15 protein-coding genes are annotated in these 16,831 nt (G+C 49.6%); 8 read left to right on the top strand and 7 right to left on the bottom strand.

Translation table 11 applies throughout. From position 1 onward, the window contains the following. The first annotated feature begins 226 nt into the window (after positions 1–226). Positions 227–1,126: an AraC family ligand binding domain-containing protein gene (locus ACN0R1_RS15240; protein ID WP_417584368.1), complete on the top strand. Its 900-nt coding sequence runs from the start codon at positions 227–229 to the stop codon at positions 1,124–1,126. A gap of 10 nt (positions 1,127–1,136) precedes the next feature. Here ACN0R1_RS15240 and ACN0R1_RS15235 read toward each other — a convergent pair whose 3' ends face one another. From ACN0R1_RS15235 to ACN0R1_RS15205, 7 genes are all read right to left on the bottom strand, one after another. Beyond that, a complete protein-coding gene (locus ACN0R1_RS15235) occupies positions 1,137–2,315 on the bottom strand; it encodes an acetyl-CoA C-acyltransferase (RefSeq protein ID WP_417584366.1) in 1,179 nt (392 codons plus the stop codon). Between the two features lie 47 nt (positions 2,316–2,362). Continuing rightward, a complete protein-coding gene (locus ACN0R1_RS15230) occupies positions 2,363–3,358 on the bottom strand; it encodes a branched-chain amino acid ABC transporter permease (protein ID WP_417584364.1) in 996 nt (331 codons plus the stop codon). 2 nt (positions 3,359–3,360) lie between these two features. Then, positions 3,361–4,248 (bottom strand): branched-chain amino acid ABC transporter permease, encoded by an 888-nt coding sequence (locus ACN0R1_RS15225; RefSeq protein ID WP_417584362.1) that lies wholly within the window; start codon positions 4,246–4,248, stop codon positions 3,361–3,363. A gap of 83 nt (positions 4,249–4,331) precedes the next feature. Next, positions 4,332–5,543, bottom strand: a complete 1,212-nt coding sequence (locus ACN0R1_RS15220; protein WP_417584360.1) for an ABC transporter substrate-binding protein — start codon at positions 5,541–5,543, stop codon at positions 4,332–4,334. Between the two features lie 117 nt (positions 5,544–5,660). After that, a complete protein-coding gene (locus ACN0R1_RS15215) occupies positions 5,661–6,383 on the bottom strand; it encodes an ABC transporter ATP-binding protein (RefSeq protein ID WP_417584358.1) in 723 nt (240 codons plus the stop codon). After that, positions 6,383–7,156: an ABC transporter ATP-binding protein gene (locus ACN0R1_RS15210; RefSeq protein WP_417584356.1), complete on the bottom strand. Its 774-nt coding sequence runs from the start codon at positions 7,154–7,156 to the stop codon at positions 6,383–6,385. The genes ACN0R1_RS15215 and ACN0R1_RS15210 overlap by 1 nt, the downstream gene beginning before the upstream one ends. A gap of 151 nt (positions 7,157–7,307) precedes the next feature. Then, a complete protein-coding gene (locus ACN0R1_RS15205) occupies positions 7,308–8,957 on the bottom strand; it encodes an AMP-binding protein (protein ID WP_417584354.1) in 1,650 nt (549 codons plus the stop codon). Positions 8,958–9,189: 232 nt separating this feature from the next. On the opposite strand from ACN0R1_RS15205, the gene ACN0R1_RS15200 reads away from it, so the two are divergent. The 7 genes from ACN0R1_RS15200 to ACN0R1_RS15170 are packed head-to-tail and all read left to right on the top strand — an operon-like array spanning position 9,190 to position 16,806. Continuing rightward, entirely contained in the window at positions 9,190–9,651 is a 462-nt protein-coding gene (locus ACN0R1_RS15200; protein ID WP_417584352.1) for a MerR family transcriptional regulator, read from the top strand. Between the two features lie 22 nt (positions 9,652–9,673). Continuing rightward, on the top strand, positions 9,674–10,840 hold the full coding sequence (locus tag ACN0R1_RS15195; RefSeq protein WP_417584351.1) for an isovaleryl-CoA dehydrogenase: 1,167 nt from the start codon (positions 9,674–9,676) through the stop codon (positions 10,838–10,840). A gap of 24 nt (positions 10,841–10,864) precedes the next feature. Next, the gene (locus tag ACN0R1_RS15190) at positions 10,865–12,472 is read left to right on the top strand and encodes a carboxyl transferase domain-containing protein (RefSeq protein WP_417584349.1); all 1,608 of its coding nucleotides are present in this window, start codon (positions 10,865–10,867) and stop codon (positions 12,470–12,472) included. Positions 12,473–12,484: 12 nt separating this feature from the next. Then, positions 12,485–13,327: an enoyl-CoA hydratase-related protein gene (locus ACN0R1_RS15185; RefSeq protein ID WP_417584347.1), complete on the top strand. Its 843-nt coding sequence runs from the start codon at positions 12,485–12,487 to the stop codon at positions 13,325–13,327. Between the two features lie 2 nt (positions 13,328–13,329). Beyond that, complete coding sequence (locus ACN0R1_RS15180; protein ID WP_417584345.1) at positions 13,330–15,333, top strand: acetyl/propionyl/methylcrotonyl-CoA carboxylase subunit alpha; 2,004 nt, start codon at positions 13,330–13,332, stop codon at positions 15,331–15,333. Then, positions 15,330–16,244 (top strand): hydroxymethylglutaryl-CoA lyase, encoded by a 915-nt coding sequence (locus ACN0R1_RS15175; RefSeq protein WP_417584343.1) that lies wholly within the window; start codon positions 15,330–15,332, stop codon positions 16,242–16,244. The genes ACN0R1_RS15180 and ACN0R1_RS15175 overlap by 4 nt, the downstream gene beginning before the upstream one ends. Further along, complete coding sequence (locus tag ACN0R1_RS15170) at positions 16,231–16,806, top strand: peroxidase-related enzyme (RefSeq protein ID WP_417584341.1); 576 nt, start codon at positions 16,231–16,233, stop codon at positions 16,804–16,806. Before ACN0R1_RS15175 ends, ACN0R1_RS15170 begins: the two co-directional genes overlap by 14 nt. Positions 16,807–16,831 lie beyond the last annotated feature (25 nt).

Genomic DNA, 16,831 nt, shown 5'->3' with positions numbered 1-16,831 from the left:
TTTTTCTCTCTGGCTTTATTGTTATTGTCTTAAATGACATTACCTGAAGAATTATTTTTTTACCTTTACGTTAACGTCAATATCTAATCAGGTTTTTTTCAATACCTATATGTTTTATCATGCAAACCAGCCCGGAATGATTGAATAAGTTGCTAATATGATGGACTATATTGCTGTTAGCGAGATAGAAATTACCTTAACGTAAACCAATCTGGATCTATAACACATGAGCCAACCATCAACCTGGCCAATCCCACCAGGAAGCATACGTTTCGTGCTACCAAGGCGCATAGTAAGTGAACTTTCTCAACACCCACTCAGTAAAGACCTCTACCCTTTGGCAATGGGTTTTTACAAACAGGCTTGTGGTCATGGTATGTCGCGGACACGTCATGATGATTTTTTATTCATATATTGCGTTAAAGGTCAGGGTATATTACGTATAGGTAAATCTGAGCATGAAATTCAACCCGGCGACCTGATTGTACTCCCCAAAGACCAGATTCACAGTTATCAAGCCAAAGACAGCAATCCCTGGAGTATCTACTGGGTTCATTGCGATGGCACACTGGCTCCAGAATTCATTCACCACCTGATCGACCCCTCTCAATCCCCGGTAATAAAGCTTGGCCTGCACTCACGCTTGGCCGCTGATTTTGAGTCACTGCTGGACCTGAGAAAAACCACCCAGTTATTTCAATCTTACCTGCATGTTTGCAGCTTATTGCGGCAAATACTCACCCACATATCCTTACTGCAAACGCAAGCACGACACCATTTTGATCAAAGCTTAAATATGGAAACCATCCAAACCCTGATGTTGACGCGCGTACATGAAACACTGGATATCGATACCCTGGCCGCGGCGGCCAACCTATCCAAATTTCACTTTATTAAACGCTACAAACACCTGACGGGTAGCACCCCCATTAATGACTTTATCCGCATGAAGATTGAACGCGCATGTCACCTGCTGGATATTACTGACCAGCGCATCAGCGAAGTAGCCTGGGCATTAGGCTATGAAGATGCCTACTACTTCTCCAGAGCCTTTAGCAAGGTGATGGGGATTTCGCCCAGCCAATACCGCGGCATACGGCTTGGCAAGGCGACCTATAAGGAATAAGGCTCGCCGATCAAACCAATTCAACCGCCACAGCTGTAGCCTCCCCCCCACCAATACACAGAGATGCAATGCCGCGTTTCAAGCCACGCTGCTTCAGCGCATACAAAAGTGTCACCAGAATACGCGAACCACTGGAGCCAATCGGGTGACCCAAAGCACAGGCACCGCCTTTGACATTGACCTTAGCGGGATCTAATCCCAGCGCCTGCTCGGCTAGCAGCGTCACAACGGCAAACGCCTCATTGATTTCAAATAGATCAACGCTTTCCTTAGTCCAACCGGCTTTCTCCAGTACCTTTTCAATAGCCCCTATGGGAGCCAGAGTGAATTCGGCCGGAAGTTGTGCATGGGTTGCATGGGCAACGATTTTTGCCAGAGGCTGAACACCCTGCGCCAAAGCATCAGATGCTTTCATTAATACCAACGCCGAAGCGCCATCCGAAATAGAACTGGAGTTGGCGGCAGTCACTGTACCGTCTTTGGCAAAAGCTGGTCGCAAGCTACGAATTTTATCCAGCCGAGCCTTACCCGGCTGCTCATCTATATCAACCACCGACTCACCTGTCCGGCCCGTAACCGTTACTGGTGCAATTTCATCTACAAAGGTTCCTGATTCAATGGCTGCCAGGGATTTTTCCAGTGACGCTATGGCGAAATCATCCATCGCTTCCCGAGTGATGGCACTCGCATCGGCAGATCGCTGTGCAAAACTCCCCATCAGCCCGCCTTCGTAGGCATCCTCCAGACCATCGAGAAACATATGATCCAGCACGCTAGCATGACCCATGCGCAAGCCTTCACGTACTTTCGGCAACAAGTAGGGAGACTGGCTCATATTTTCCATACCGCCGGCAATCATCACCCTGGCACTACCAGCAATGATCTGGTCATGCGCCAGCATCACCGCTTTCATGCCGGAACCACACATCTTATTGATTGTTGTACAGCCGGTAGAGATAGGTAAACCTGCTTTTAATGCCGCTTGACGGGCCGGCGCCTGTCCCAAACCCGCCGGTAAAACACAACCCATCACTACCTCATCCACCTGCTCCGCCCTCAAGCCTGAGCGCTGTAGTGCAGCCTTTATGGCAACGCCACCCAAATCAGGGGCCCGCACACCAGCAAGATCACCCTGTAAACCACCCATTGGCGTTCTGGCCGCGGCCAGGATTACTATAGAGTCACTCATATCAGCCCCGTTACCTCTAGCTATTCAATTAATTGTAAACACACAACTTACCTGAAATTCTTTTTAAAGAACTTCTGAAATTCACCGACGATACCGGCCCTAAACATCAGTACGCAAAATATAAAAATAACGCCCAATATCACATCCACCCAATCACCCAAGGCACTCTGAGATAACTGATGTTCTAAACTGATCACAAAGGTAGCCCCTACCACCGGCCCCAACAGTGTTCCCACCCCTCCCAGCAGCGTCATCAGAATCACTTCACCGGACATGTGCCAATGTGCGTCATTCAGAGAAGCCAGCTGAAATACAATAGTTTTGACCGATCCAGCAAGACCAGCGATACCTGCCGATACAACAAATGCGACTAATTTGTATTGGTCTACGTTATAACCCAAGGAAGTGGCTCGCGGTTCATTTTCTTTGATCGCTTTTAGCACATGACCATAAGGCGAGTGCACCATACGATGAACCAGCGCAAAACCAAAAATGAAAACCGCCAGAACAAAATAGTAAATAGCGAAGTTATTCTGCAGATCAATAAAGCCAAACAGCATCCCTCGCGGTATACCATGCAAACCATCTTCTCCTCCAGTAAAGGAGGACTGCACAAAGAAGAAAAACACTAACTGAGCCAAAGCCAGCGTAATCATTGCAAAGTAAATACCCTGACGACGAATAGCCAACAACCCAAAGGCGAGACCTAATAAAGTCGATGCCGAGGTTGCTATCAAAATAGCCAGTTCAGGACTAAATCCAGAATAAGTGCTGAGCAAATACCCGGTTGTATAACCACCGGTGGCCAAAAAGGCCGCATGCCCGAAAGACAACAGCCCCACGTAACCCAGCAGCAGATTGAAGGCTACCGCAAATAATGCGAAGCACAGAATTTTCATTAAAAAAACAGGGTAAATAATTAAAGGAGCAATCAGTGCCAGTGCCACCAGGGCCGCATAGATCATCAGATTACGACGCTCTGCACGCTGCTTGGTCGCAATAAACAGCTTACGCGAACTGCTTTCAGAAACTCTAGTTGACATGATTACGCCTCCTTACCGAACAAACCTGCCGGACGCACCAACAAGACTAAAACCATGACAAGGAAAATAACGGTACTGGATGCTTCGGGATAAAACACTTTGGTTAAACCTTCAATGATCCCCATCGCCAGCCCCGTGATCACAGCGCCAATAATCGACCCCATACCGCCAATAACCACAACGGCGAAGACGATAATCAGAATATTGCCGCCCATCACCGGAGTTACAGAGTAGATAGGTGCAGCCAACACACCGGCAAATGCAGCAAGCATGACCCCAAACCCGTAAGTCAGACTGACCAGTAACGGCACGTTAATACCAAAGGCCTGCATTAGCTGAGAGTTCTCGGTACCGGCACGCAAATAAGAGCCGAGCTTGGTCTTTTCTATCATGAACCAGGTACCGAAACAGACAACCAAAGCCGCCAGTATGACCCAGGCCCGGTAGTAAGGCAGGAACATAAATCCAAGGTTAACCCCGCCCTTAAATACATCCGGTATGGAATAACGCAGACCAGACACACCGTAAATATTGGTAAAGACACCCTGAATCACCAGCGCCAAACCAAAGGTTAACAGCAAGCTGTATATGTGGTCTTCATTGGCTATTTTTCGAAGTAGAAAATACTCGATAAAGATACCGAAAATACCCACCAATAAAGGTGCCAGAATCAAAGCTACCCAATAATTTATACCGAGACTATTAAACAAAACCACCGTGCATAATGCACCCAGCATATAAAATGCGCCGTGTGCGAAGTTAATAATCTTCAACAGGCCAAAGATTACTGCAAGCCCTAGACTTAACAAGGCGTAAAAAGCACCGTTAATAAGACCAAGCAATAGCTGACCGGAGAGTACAGCTATCGGCACTCCGAAAATCATGCTCATAAGAAAATCCCACTTAAAAATATCTCACTGGCTCCAGTGCCAGGCAAGGTTCACGCTCCCGACGGGAGCGTGATTTATACAACTTAGTTACTCACTAATTTGCACTGACTTTCAGAAAGTGGACGATAAGCCTCTTCGGCTGGAATCGTGCGAACAATATTGTAGAGATCCCATTCGTTAGTTGATTCAGCCGGCGTTTTCACCTGAGCCAAATACATATCATGGACCATGCGGCCGTCTTCACGAATAACACCGCCCTTGGCAAACATATCGTTAATCGGTGTATCCATCATTTGCTGACGAACCGTCTGTGTGTCATCTGTGCCAGTTTCTTTAACCGCATTCAGATAGTGCATGGTGCTGGAATAAATACCGGCATGCACCATGGTTGGACGAACACCGGTCTTCTCGATAAAACGATCAGACCAGGCTCTGGCATCCTCATCCATATCCCAGTACCAACCTGTGGTTAACTGGATACCTTGAGCGGCATCAACACCCAACGCATGCACATCAGTCAGGAAGAGTAGCAATGCGGCCAGGGTCTGACCAGATTGAGTCAGACCGAACTCACCCGCCGTAGTAATGGCATTGGTGGTATCAGAGCCAGCATTGGCTAAAGCGACAACCTTGGCCCCTGAACTTTGGGCCTGCAGGATAAATGACGAAAAATCACCTGTTGGGAAAGGATGACGCACTTTCTGCATTACCGTACCGCCATTTTCAGTCACCACTTTTTCAACATCACCTTCAAGCGCATGACCAAACGCATAATCAGCCGTCAGAATAAACCAGCTGTCCCCGCCTTCCTGAACAACAGCCTGAGCCGTACCATTAGCCAACGGATAGGTATCATAAACATAATGAATGTGGTTAGGCGTACAATGCTCGTTTGTGATACTTGAAGCCGCTGAGCCCGACACTATGCCCAATTTATCGCTCTGCTCAAGAATTCGAGTGGCCGCAATAGTTACAGATGAGGCCACCAAACCGGCAACCATATCCACACCATCAGCCTCCACCCACTGACGTACTGTGCTTGACGCTACATCAGGACTGTTTCGATCATCCGCACTGACAACCTTAATTGCGGCACCGTTGACCTGACCACCAAAATCCTCAACAGCCATCTCCAAGGCAATCAGTCCGTTAGGTCCGGCCAAATCACGGTAGGTTCCGGACATATCAGCGAGATAGCCTATGCGCACCTCATTATCTGAAATAGCGGCTTGGGCAGAACCCGCCAGCATCGCCGAGGCGATTGCAGTCGTCAGGATTTTTTTCATAAGTTTCATAGTGTGTCTCCATTGCCTTATTGGCTTTTTATTTTTGTTTGAACGTTAGAACACGCGTGTTGCAATGCATCCGTCAGAGCAGAGAACAACTCCAACAAATTTCTCATCCTGGTCATCTCATACACCAAGATAGGTATTCAGTAATTCCTGTTTTGAGTTCAGTTCTGAGGCCTGAATTTCTTCAACAATCTGGCCGTGCTCCATCAGGTAATGTCGATCAGCCAGCGGAGCCGCAAAGCGGAAGTTTTGCTCAACCAGGATGATGGTAAGCCCCTTTTCCTTCAGTTTTATCAGCACCTCTGCCAGCTTTTGCACAATTACAGGGGCCAGGCCTTCTGTGATTTCGTCCAGCAATAACAGGTTTGCACCGGTTCGCAGAATCCGTGCCATGGCCAGCATCTGCTGTTCACCACCTGACAAGCGAGTACCCTGACTGAAGCGCCGCTCGTAAAGATTAGGGAACATTTCATAGATATCTTCCAGGCTCACGCCATCACTGCGAACCGTGGGAGGTAACAGTAGATTTTCTTCAACATTCAGACTGGCAAAAATACCGCGCTCTTCCGGGCAGTAGCCCACCCCTAAACGGGCGATATGATGTGCCTGGATATCAATGGTTTCACGCCCGTTAATCATGATTGAGCCAGTACGACGTCCCACCATATTCATGATGGACTTAAGCGTGGTACTTCGACCTGCCCCATTGCGTCCTAATAGCGTTACCAACTCCCCTCTGCGCACCAATAAATCTATGCCATGCAGAATATGAGACTCACCATAAAAGGCATGTAGATCAGTCACTTTTAATTGTTCGTAGTTGGGCTTTATTGAATCAGACATTAGTGAGCCCCCTCTATGGCGGCAGACTCGCTACCCATATAGGCTTCTTTTACATCCGGGTTTTCCGATACAGCTTTATAATCACCCTCTGTAAGCACGGCCCCACGGGTTAGCACCGTTATCTGGTCACATAATTTACTGACTACACTCAAGTTATGCTCAACCATTAACACAGTGCGTCCCACAGCCGCCTTGCGAATCAGTTCGACAACACGATCAACATCTTCATGCCCCATACCCTGAGTAGGCTCATCCAGCAATACCAGCTCAGGCTCCATCGCCAGGGTAGTGGCTAATTCCAACGCACGCTTGCGCCCGTAAGAGAGCTCAACGGTGACGGTATCAGCAAAGGTCTCCAGACCGACTGATTCCAGCAGTGCATAGGCTTTTTCATTTAACTTATTGAGCGTTTTTTCACTTTTCCAGAAATGGAAACTGCTACCTTCGAAACGCTGTAAGGCTACTCTGACATTTTCCAATGCAGTCATATGCGGGAACACGGCTGAAATCTGAAAAGAACGGATAATACCCATACGCGCAATCGCAGCGGATTTCATTGAGGTAATATCCTGATCATTAAACAGAATTTGTCCACGCGTTGGGATCAGGAACTTGGTCAGCAGATTAAAAACCGTGGTTTTTCCAGCACCATTCGGGCCAATCAATGCATGAATATTTCCACGACTGACTTTCAGGTTGACCTCGTCAACAGCTGTAAACCCCTTGAATTCTTTGACAAGATTTCGGGTTTCTAAAACGAATTCAGAACTCATATGATAGTGCAGCCTCTTTTTATTGTTGTAGACTCGCAGCCCGCTTACATTTACGTAAGCGTAAACCTAACTTAGCAATTATACCTAAGGGTTTACAAGTAATACTTTGGTATAACCCAGCAAACCCTTATCACCTCAGGTACATCAGCGTTTAATTTACAGGCACTTGTGGCGACCCAGCCGCCAACTGACGAAGAACAAAGCGTTGAATTTTGCCACTAGGTGTTTTAGGTAACTCATCAACAAACTCTATTTCACGCGGAAATGCATGCGCCGATAACCGCCTGCGCACCAGCGCCTGCAGCTCATCTTTTAATGAATCAAGTGGATCGAATCCAGACTTAACCACGACAAAAGCTTTAATGATTGAACCGCGCTCATCATCAGGCTTACCCACAACGCCTGACTCAGCTACGGAGGGGTGTTCAAGCAGAGTACTCTCTATATCAGCCGGCCCTACCCGATAGCCAGCCGTAGTAATAATGTCATCATCACGACCCGTAAAGGAGTACCCCCCGTCACCATGACAAAAAACCATATCGCCCGTCAGATAATACCGCCCTTCAAAGGGGTGTTTTTCTGCCCAGGTATAGCCATCAAAGAAAAACAGCGGTGACTGCTGCAAATCCACAGCTAACTGACCCGTCTCACCCTCTGCAACCTCATTAAAGCCATCATCCAGTGCAACAACACGGTGCCCGGGCATGGAGTACCCCATCGAACCTATGCGCTCAGGATGCTCCAGAGTGTGAAAATTACAACAGGTCATGCCCGTTTCAGTCTGACCATAATGATCCATGACCGGACAACCCAGCCGCCTGGCCACCCAGTTAATCACTTCCGGGTTCAACGGCTCACCGGCACTACTGGCAACCCGCAACCCCAACGACTCACCTTCTGGCAACACGCCATCATGCGCCATCAGTAAACGATAAGCCGTCGGCGCCGCAGCCAGATTGGTAATACCAAACTGACGAATCATCTGATAGGTGGTTTCAGGAGTAAAACCCTGTTGATTAAAGTGCGTGGCATGACCCAGCAACAAAGGACCGATCACGGCATAATAGAGACCGTAGGCCCACCCAGGATCAGCCACATTCCAGTATTTATCTTCAGGCTGCAAATCGATGGCATACTTCATATAGACATAAAAGGACAGCAACGCCCTGGCAGGAACAGCTACGCCTTTCGATTTTCCCACCGTGCCTGAAGTAAACATCTGCAAAAAAGGATCATCACCGCTAATCATGACCGCCTCAAAGTCGCTAGATTCCAGCGCCAAGACCTTGTCAAAATCAGCGACATCCTGCCCTTCAGACGGCTGAACACAAAGCACATCCGGGCAATCACCCACCTCAAGCAACTTAGGGAAGTTAACCGAGTCAGTTACAACCAGACGCGTAGCAGCCTGATTCACCCGGTACTCAATAGCCCCTGAACCAAAAGCCGTGAACAGCGGTTGATACACAGCTCCAGCTTTAAGTGTACCCAGCACAACTACCAGCAACTCAGGACAGCGCGGCAACAAACCCGCCACACGATCCCCCTTACCAACACCCAAAGACTTAAGGTAGTTAGCGAAACGTGAGGCTTGCTGACTCAACTGCAAAAAGGTCATTTGCGATGCGCGCCCATCCAGATCACGATGATAGAGCGCAACCTTGCCCGACTGAGCGGCCCAACGATCACACACTTCATCGCAAACATTTAGTCCTGAGCGCAAATCTCCTTGTAACACAGTTTTCTGCAGCAAATCGGGACTAAAACCGGCATAAAAAGATGAATATTCCATTCGACTCATTTCGTTTTGCCTCTATTGTTATATTTTTTCTAACGCAATTGATAACACAGGCTTACCTTTACGTAAAGGTATAATTGTGAAAATTATGAACAACCAGACTACTCATGGCTGCAACCGACTGTTAAGGTTAACTCAAGTAAGCAAAGCAGAAAAAATACAGCAAAGATAAAAATGCACTTTACGTTAACGTTAACTTTGAGTAGTCTTTATCGATACCAAGAGGAACACTGTCATGAGCCAACAAAAAAGAACCTACTCTATAAGCGAACTGGCCAGCGAGTTTGATGTGACCACGCGCAGCATTCGCTTTTACGAAGACCAAGGGTTACTGAAACCGGAACGAAAAGGTCAGACACGCATTTACAGCTCTAAAGACAGAGTCAGGCTTAAGCTTATCCTGCGTGGAAAACGGCTGGGGTTTTCGCTGGCTGAATCCCGAGAGCTCTTTGATCTTTGGGATGAGACTGAGAGTGGCAGTGAAAGACAGCTGCTAAAAATGCTGGAAACACTTGCACAAAAGCAAGCTCAGCTTGAACAGCAGTTGAAAGATATTCAAATGGCAAAAATTGAGCTGGATAGCGCGCAAACTCGCTGCCAAGCAGCACTAAAGGAGTTACGCCAGAACATCAGTGCTGACGAACATGACAGCCCTAAACCTGGTCAGGATTCCAGTCCTAACACATCGCTTCACTAATAATAACAAACAGGTAATCACTATGATCTCTCAATATTCTGAATTAAATTTTGGTCTTGGCGAAACCCTCGATATGCTGCGCCAACAGATCAATAATTTTGCCGCTGCTGAAATTGCACCTCGGGCCGCCGATATCGATCAGGCCAATCTGTTTCCTGAAGATCTTTGGAAAAAATTTGGCGACATGGGCCTGCTCGGTATCACCGTCGGTGAAGAATACGGTGGTTCCGGCATGGGCTATCTGGCACATGTGATTGCTATGGAAGAGATCAGTCGCGCTTCAGCCTCCGTAGCCCTTTCCTACGGCGCGCACTCAAACCTGTGTGTCAATCAGATTCATCGTAACGGTACGCAGGCACAAAAAGAAAAGTACTTACCCAAACTCGTATCCGGTGAACATATTGGCGCACTGGCTATGTCTGAACCCAATGCGGGCTCCGATGTGGTGTCTATGAAGCTGACCGCACGTGATGCGGGTGATCACTATGTGCTCAACGGAAACAAGATGTGGATCACCAACGGTCCGGATGCACATGTCTTTGTGATCTACGCTAAAACCGATCTACAAGCCGGTGCAAAAGGCATTTCAGCCTTTATTGTTGAACGTGGCTCTGAAGGCTTCACTCAGGCACAAAAACTCGACAAGCTTGGCATGCGTGGCTCCAATACCTGTGAACTGGTTTTCCAGGACTGTAAGGTCGCCAAAGAAAACCTGCTCGGTCAGCTCAACGGCGGTGTCAAAGTACTCATGTCGGGTCTGGATTATGAACGCCTGGTACTGGCTGGCGGCCCCTTGGGCATTATGCAAGCGGCCATGGACATCGTGGTGCCCTATATCAGAGATCGCAAGCAGTTTGGCAAGGCCATCGGTGAATTTGAATTGGTACAGGGCAAACTTGCCGACATGTACACCCGCATGAATGCTGCCAAATCCTATGTTTACATGGTTGCACTGTCTGCCGATCGCGGTGAAACCACCCGCAAAGATGCCGCTGGCGTCATTCTCTACTCCGCTGAAATGGCCACACAAATCGCACTCGACGCCATACAGCTACTCGGCGGTAATGGCTATATAAACGAATACCCTACCGGTCGTCTGCTGCGTGATGCCAAACTCTATGAGATAGGTGCGGGCACCTCCGAAATTCGTCGCATGTTGATAGGTCGCGAATTGTTTCTTAACAACTAATGGCTTTTCACTGGGAGCTTAACCATGCCGATTCTGCAAACAAAAATAAATGCCCGTTCCGATGAGTTCAGGGCCAAAGCAGATGCCATGTCAGCTGCTGTCACCGATCTCAAAGATAAAATTGCCAAGATTCAGCAAGGGGGTGGTGCAGATTATCAGGCCAGGCACCTGGCACGTGGAAAACTCTTACCCCGCGAACGCATCAACCGCTTAATTGACGATGGCTCACCCTTTCTGGAGTTATCCCAACTTGCCGCCTATAAAGTTTACGATGAAGAGGTACCCGCCGCGGGATTAATTGCCGGCGTCGGACGTGTTTCGGGTATCGAGTGCATGATTATTGCCAATGATGCGACGGTTAAGGGTGGCACCTACTATCCTCTGACGGTAAAAAAACATCTGCGCGCTCAGGAAATTGCCGAACAAAACCACCTACCCTGCATTTACCTGGTTGATTCCGGTGGTGCCAACTTGCCACGCCAGGATGAAGTGTTTCCAGACCGGGACCACTTTGGCCGGATTTTCTATAATCAGGCACGCATGTCAGCCAAAGGCATTCCACAGGTCGCTGTCGTGATGGGGCTTTGTACGGCTGGGGGTGCCTATGTTCCCGCCATGGCAGATGAGTCCATCATCGTGCATGATCAGGGTACGATTTTTCTGGCCGGACCACCGCTGGTCAAAGCGGCAACCGGTGAAGTGGTTAGTGCCGAAGATCTGGGGGGGGCGGATGTTCACTGTAAAATTTCCGGTGTTGCCGACCACTATGCTGAAAATGATCAACATGCGCTGCAAATAGCTCGGCGCTGCATTGCCAATCTGAACCGTAAAAAACAACTCGATATAGCCGTATGTCAGCCAAAGCCACCTGTTTACGATGCCGATGAGCTCTACGGCATTGTCGGCACCGACCTGCGCAAACCCTTCGATGTGCGTGAAGTGATCGCCCGTCTGGTCGATGGCTCAGAGTTTGATGAATTCAAACAGCTTTACGGCGCCACACTGGTCACTGGGTTTGCACATATTCATGGCTACCCGGTCGGCATTATTGCCAATAACGGTATTCTGTTTACCGAATCAGCCCAGAAAGGTGCTCACTTTATTGAGCTGTGCTGTCAGCGCAACATACCGCTGCTGTTTTTACAAAATATCACCGGCTTTATGGTCGGGCGCAAATATGAAGCGGAAGGTATTGCCAAGCACGGCGCGAAAATGGTGATGGCCGTTGCCTGTGCCAATGTGCCTAAACTGACCGTGTTGATTGGTGGTAGCTTTGGGGCCGGTAACTACGGCATGTGTGGACGTGCTTACAACCCGGATTTTCTGTGGATGTGGCCCAATGCACGCATCTCGGTTATGGGGGGTGAACAGGCTGCCGGCGTAATGGCGACAGTACGTCGTGAGAGTCTGGAGCGCAATGGTAAATCCTGGTCCAGCGACGAGGAAGCCCAGTTTAAACAACCCATCGTGGATACCTATGAGCATCAGGGCCACCCTTACTATGCCAGTGGTCGCCTCTGGGATGATGGCGTCATAGATCCTGCGCAGACCCGCGAAGTTATTGCACTGAGCCTGTCAGCAACGCTGAATCGTCCTAAAGAAGAAACACGCTTTGGCGTGTTCCGGATGTAGCGGAGGCTAATGATGTCTACAACTAACGCTACAACCAATTCCACAACGACAGAAATCATCAGCCTTCGCTATCTGGGTGAAGGGGTTGCCGAACTGGTACTGAACCGTCCGGAGAAGCACAACGCTTTTGATGACTCCATGATTGCCGCCTTGATCGAGAAGCTCGATGAAGCTGAGCAAAATACCAGCCTGCATATTCTGCTGCTGAGATCCGAAGGTAAGCATTTTTCAGCCGGTGCTGATCTGGGCTGGATGAAACGCATGGCTAGCAATAGTCACGCCGAAAACCTCACCGACGCGGGTGAGCTGGCCCGACTGATGGACAAGCTCAACCACTTTAGCAAGCCGGTGATCGGTCTGATTCAGGGAGCAGCCTATGGTGGTGCGGTGGGTCTGGCGGCTTGTTGTGACCTGGTTATCGCCAGTCGCGATGCACGCTTTTGCCTGAGTGAGGTCAAAATTGGCCTTATCCCGGCCGTGATCAGTCCCTATGTGATCCGGGCTATCGGGGAGCGCCAGGCAAGGCGTTACTTTATCAGTGCCGAAGTCTTTGATGCCGACAGCGCACAGAGCTTTGGCCTGGTTCACCAGATCGTAGAAAGTGCCGCCGATTTATCTGAAGCGGCGCAAAGCTATATAGCGCAACTTAAGCAGAACAGCCCTCAGGCCATGCAAGCGGCTAAATCGCTGATTTTTGCCGTCAGTCACCTGCCCATTTCCAAACAGGTCATTGATGTAACCACCCAGCGGATTGCCGATATACGTGTCAGTGATGAAGGGCAGGAAGGACTCAGTGCTTTCCTGAACAAACGCCGTCCAAACTGGCCGTCGAAACTGGAACCGGGAGAAGAATAATAATGTTCAGTAAAATTCTCATAGCCAATCGTGGCGAGATCGCTTGCCGGGTCATCCAGACGGCTCATCGCCTGGGTATTCGTTGTGTTGCTGTTTACTCTGAAGCTGACTGCGATGCCCGCCATGTGGCACTGGCAGATGAAGCCTTTCTGCTCGGGCCAGCCCCCAGTAATGAAAGCTACTTACGTGCCGACAAAATCATCCAGATAGCCTTGCAAAGTGGTGCACAGGCTATCCATCCAGGTTATGGCTTTCTCTCTGAAAATACCGACTTCGCCGAAGCCTGCAGCCAAAACGGCCTGGTATTCATTGGCCCACCCGCTTCAGCAATTGCGGCCATGGGTTCAAAATCCGCGGCCAAAGCGATTATGGAAAAAGCGGGGGTTCCTTTGGTACCCGGCTACCATGGTGCCGCTCAGGATGTGGAAACCTTGCGTGCTGAAGCGCTTAAGTGCGGCTTCCCGCTACTGCTTAAAGCGGTAGCAGGCGGTGGTGGCAAGGGCATGCGTGTGGTGAATCAGATCGAAGAGTTTGATGAAGCTCTGTCGGCTGCCCGACGTGAAGCCAAGAATGCCTTTGGTAATCCCGATATGCTGCTGGAGCGCTATTTAACCCAGCCACGCCATGTTGAGATTCAGGTATTTTGTGACAGCCAGGGTCAAGGTGTCTATCTGGCCGAACGTGACTGCTCGGTGCAACGTCGCCATCAAAAAGTGCTTGAAGAAGCACCCGCACCAGGGCTTTCCTGTGAAACCCGTAAAGCCATGGGTGACGCGGCCGTCAAGGCAGCTCAGGCCATTAATTATGTCGGCGCCGGTACCGTTGAGTTCTTATACGATGTCGATGGTTCATTTTTCTTTATGGAAATGAATACCCGGCTGCAGGTAGAACATCCGGTGACGGAAATGGTCACCGGACAAGACCTGGTGGAATGGCAGCTGCGGGTTGCAGAAGGGGCTCCCCTGCCCTTGAAACAAGATGAAATACGGATTCGGGGGCATGCCCTGGAGGCCCGCATTTATGCCGAAGACCCGGATAATGACTTTTTACCCGCCACAGGTCGACTGGATTATTTACGCACGCCCGATGAAAGTGCCCATGTACGGGTTGATACCGGTGTTGTCGAGGGTGATGAAGTCAGTATTCATTACGATCCAATGATCGCCAAGCTGATCGTTTGGGATGAGAACCGTGATCAGGCCATTAACCGGATGGTACAGGCACTGGAGCAATACCGAATAAACGGGGTTAAAACCAACATCCGCTTCCTGCATGCACTGGCTGATGCACAACCCTTTCGTGAAGCTGATCTGGATACCGGCTTTATCGAAAAGCACCGTGCCCTGTTGTTTCCGCCACCCAAATTGGATCTTCACAGAGCGTTGGTTCTGGCAGCTGGCTACTTGCTGGAACAAACCCGCAGCAACAACCCCAACAATGAAGATCGCTGGTCGCCCTTTGCGCACCAGAATAGCTGGCGGCTGAATTCGGAATACGCCAAGCCACTTGCACTCAAGGTGGATGACCAGGTTTACGAACTCAAAGTGCTGGAAAAAAATCAGTACTATGAAGTGCGTGTCGCCGACAGCCTCTACACCCTGCATGCTGAACTCAGTGGTGATCAGTTAAAGGCGGTCATCAACGGCCACCGTATCAGTGTGCATGTCACCCAAAAAGACAAGGAACTGGTTATTTTCCATGAGGGTGAGTCCTTTCACTGTGAAGCGCATGAAGAGACTTACGGACTCGAGGACATCGAGGCTGAAGGTAGTTTAACCGCACCAATGAATGGCTCTGTGGTCGCCGTTATGGTCCAACCCGGAGATGCAGTCAAAGCGGGCCAGACCCTGGTGATTATGGAAGCCATGAAAATGGAGCATGCCATTAAAGCACCGCTGGACGGTGTGGTTGATGAAATCTATTTCAAGGAAGGCGAGATGGTATCTGAAGGGGCTGAACTGCTTTCAGTGACCAGTGATGCCACTGAAGAGGATGCTGCACCATGAGCTTCCCCTCCCAGGTACGTGTCTTTGAGATGAGCCCCCGCGATGGGCTACAGAATGAGCCCGGCGAGCTCATCACAACAGCGGTTAAAATTGAGCTGATCAACCGCCTCAGCGCCTGCGGTTTGAGCCATATTGAAGCCGCCAGTTTTGTATCACCAAAATGGGTACCACAGATGGGTGATGCCAGTGAGGTGATGGCCGGTATCACACGTAAGGCCGGCGTTACCTATACCGCGCTTACCCCGAATCTTAAAGGGGTAGAGTCAGCGTTTGCCGCCGAAGTTGATGAGATCGCCGTCTTTAGTGCTGCTTCTGAAGCCTTTACGCAAAAAAATATCAACTGTTCCATTGCAGAAAGCCTGGCACGTTTTGAGCCAGTCCTGGAAGCCGCACGCAATAAAGGCATCAAGGTCCGGGGGTATGTATCCACCGTGATGGGTTGTCCTTATCAGGGCGACGTCGATCCCAAACAGGTTGCCCAGGTTGCTAACGCTCTTTACGCCATGGGCTGCTATGAAATTTCGCTTGGCGACACCATCGGGGTGGGTACGCCCTTAAAAGCCAAACGCATGCTTGAAGCCGTTAATCGGGATATACCGATGAACAATCTGGCTGCACATTTTCATGACACCTATGGACAGGCTATTGGCAATCTATATGCGGTTCTTGAAGAGGGGATGGCCGTTGTTGATGCCTCCGTCGCCGGTCTGGGTGGTTGCCCTTATGCCCGCGGTGCATCCGGTAATGTTGCCACTGAAGATGTGCTGTATTTACTTCAGGGACTCGGCATAGAAACCGGCATCAACCTGCAGGATCTGATTAATACCGGTGACTGGATTACCCGTCAGCTCAAACGCGCTAACGGCTCCAAAGTTGCCCTTGCTCTGGGAGCACAGCATGAACAAAAATAAAATTACCGCACTGGATCTACCGATCCCGACCCGGGATCAACTGCCTGAACAGGTACAGACCTATTTTGATAAGTGTCATGAAAAGCTGGGTATGGTCCCGAATGTCTTAACGGCTTACAGTCAAAACCTTGAACAGCTGGATGTATTCACTCGTTTTTACAATGAACTGATGTTCGGTGAAAGTGAACTCACGCCCCTTGAGCGTGAAATGATTGCCGTAGTGGTCTCTTCTGACAACAAGTGCTTTTACTGCCTCACCGCACATGGTGCCGCCGTGCGTAATTACAGTGGTGATCCGCAGCTGGGCGAACATCTGGTGATGAATTATCGCAGCGCCGACCTGTCTGCACGCCACCGTGCCATGCTCGACTACGCCTCCAGACTGACACGCCAGCCTGCTGAAGTAACCCCTGAGGATGCCCAGCCCCTTCGAGATGTGGGTTTCAGTGATCGGGGAGTCTGGGATATTTGTAACCTGGTTGGCTTCTACAATATGACTAATCGCATCGCCCTTGCCGTTGATATGGCACCCAATCAGGAGTATCACGCCCAGTTTCGTTGAATGCTTTCCCCTACATGAATCAGCC

Origin of the sequence: Nitrincola sp., assembly GCF_048264025.1 — a bacterium.
GTDB lineage: Bacteria > Pseudomonadota > Gammaproteobacteria > Pseudomonadales > Balneatricaceae > Nitrincola.
This window is presented reverse-complemented; position numbering and strand designations above follow the sequence as displayed.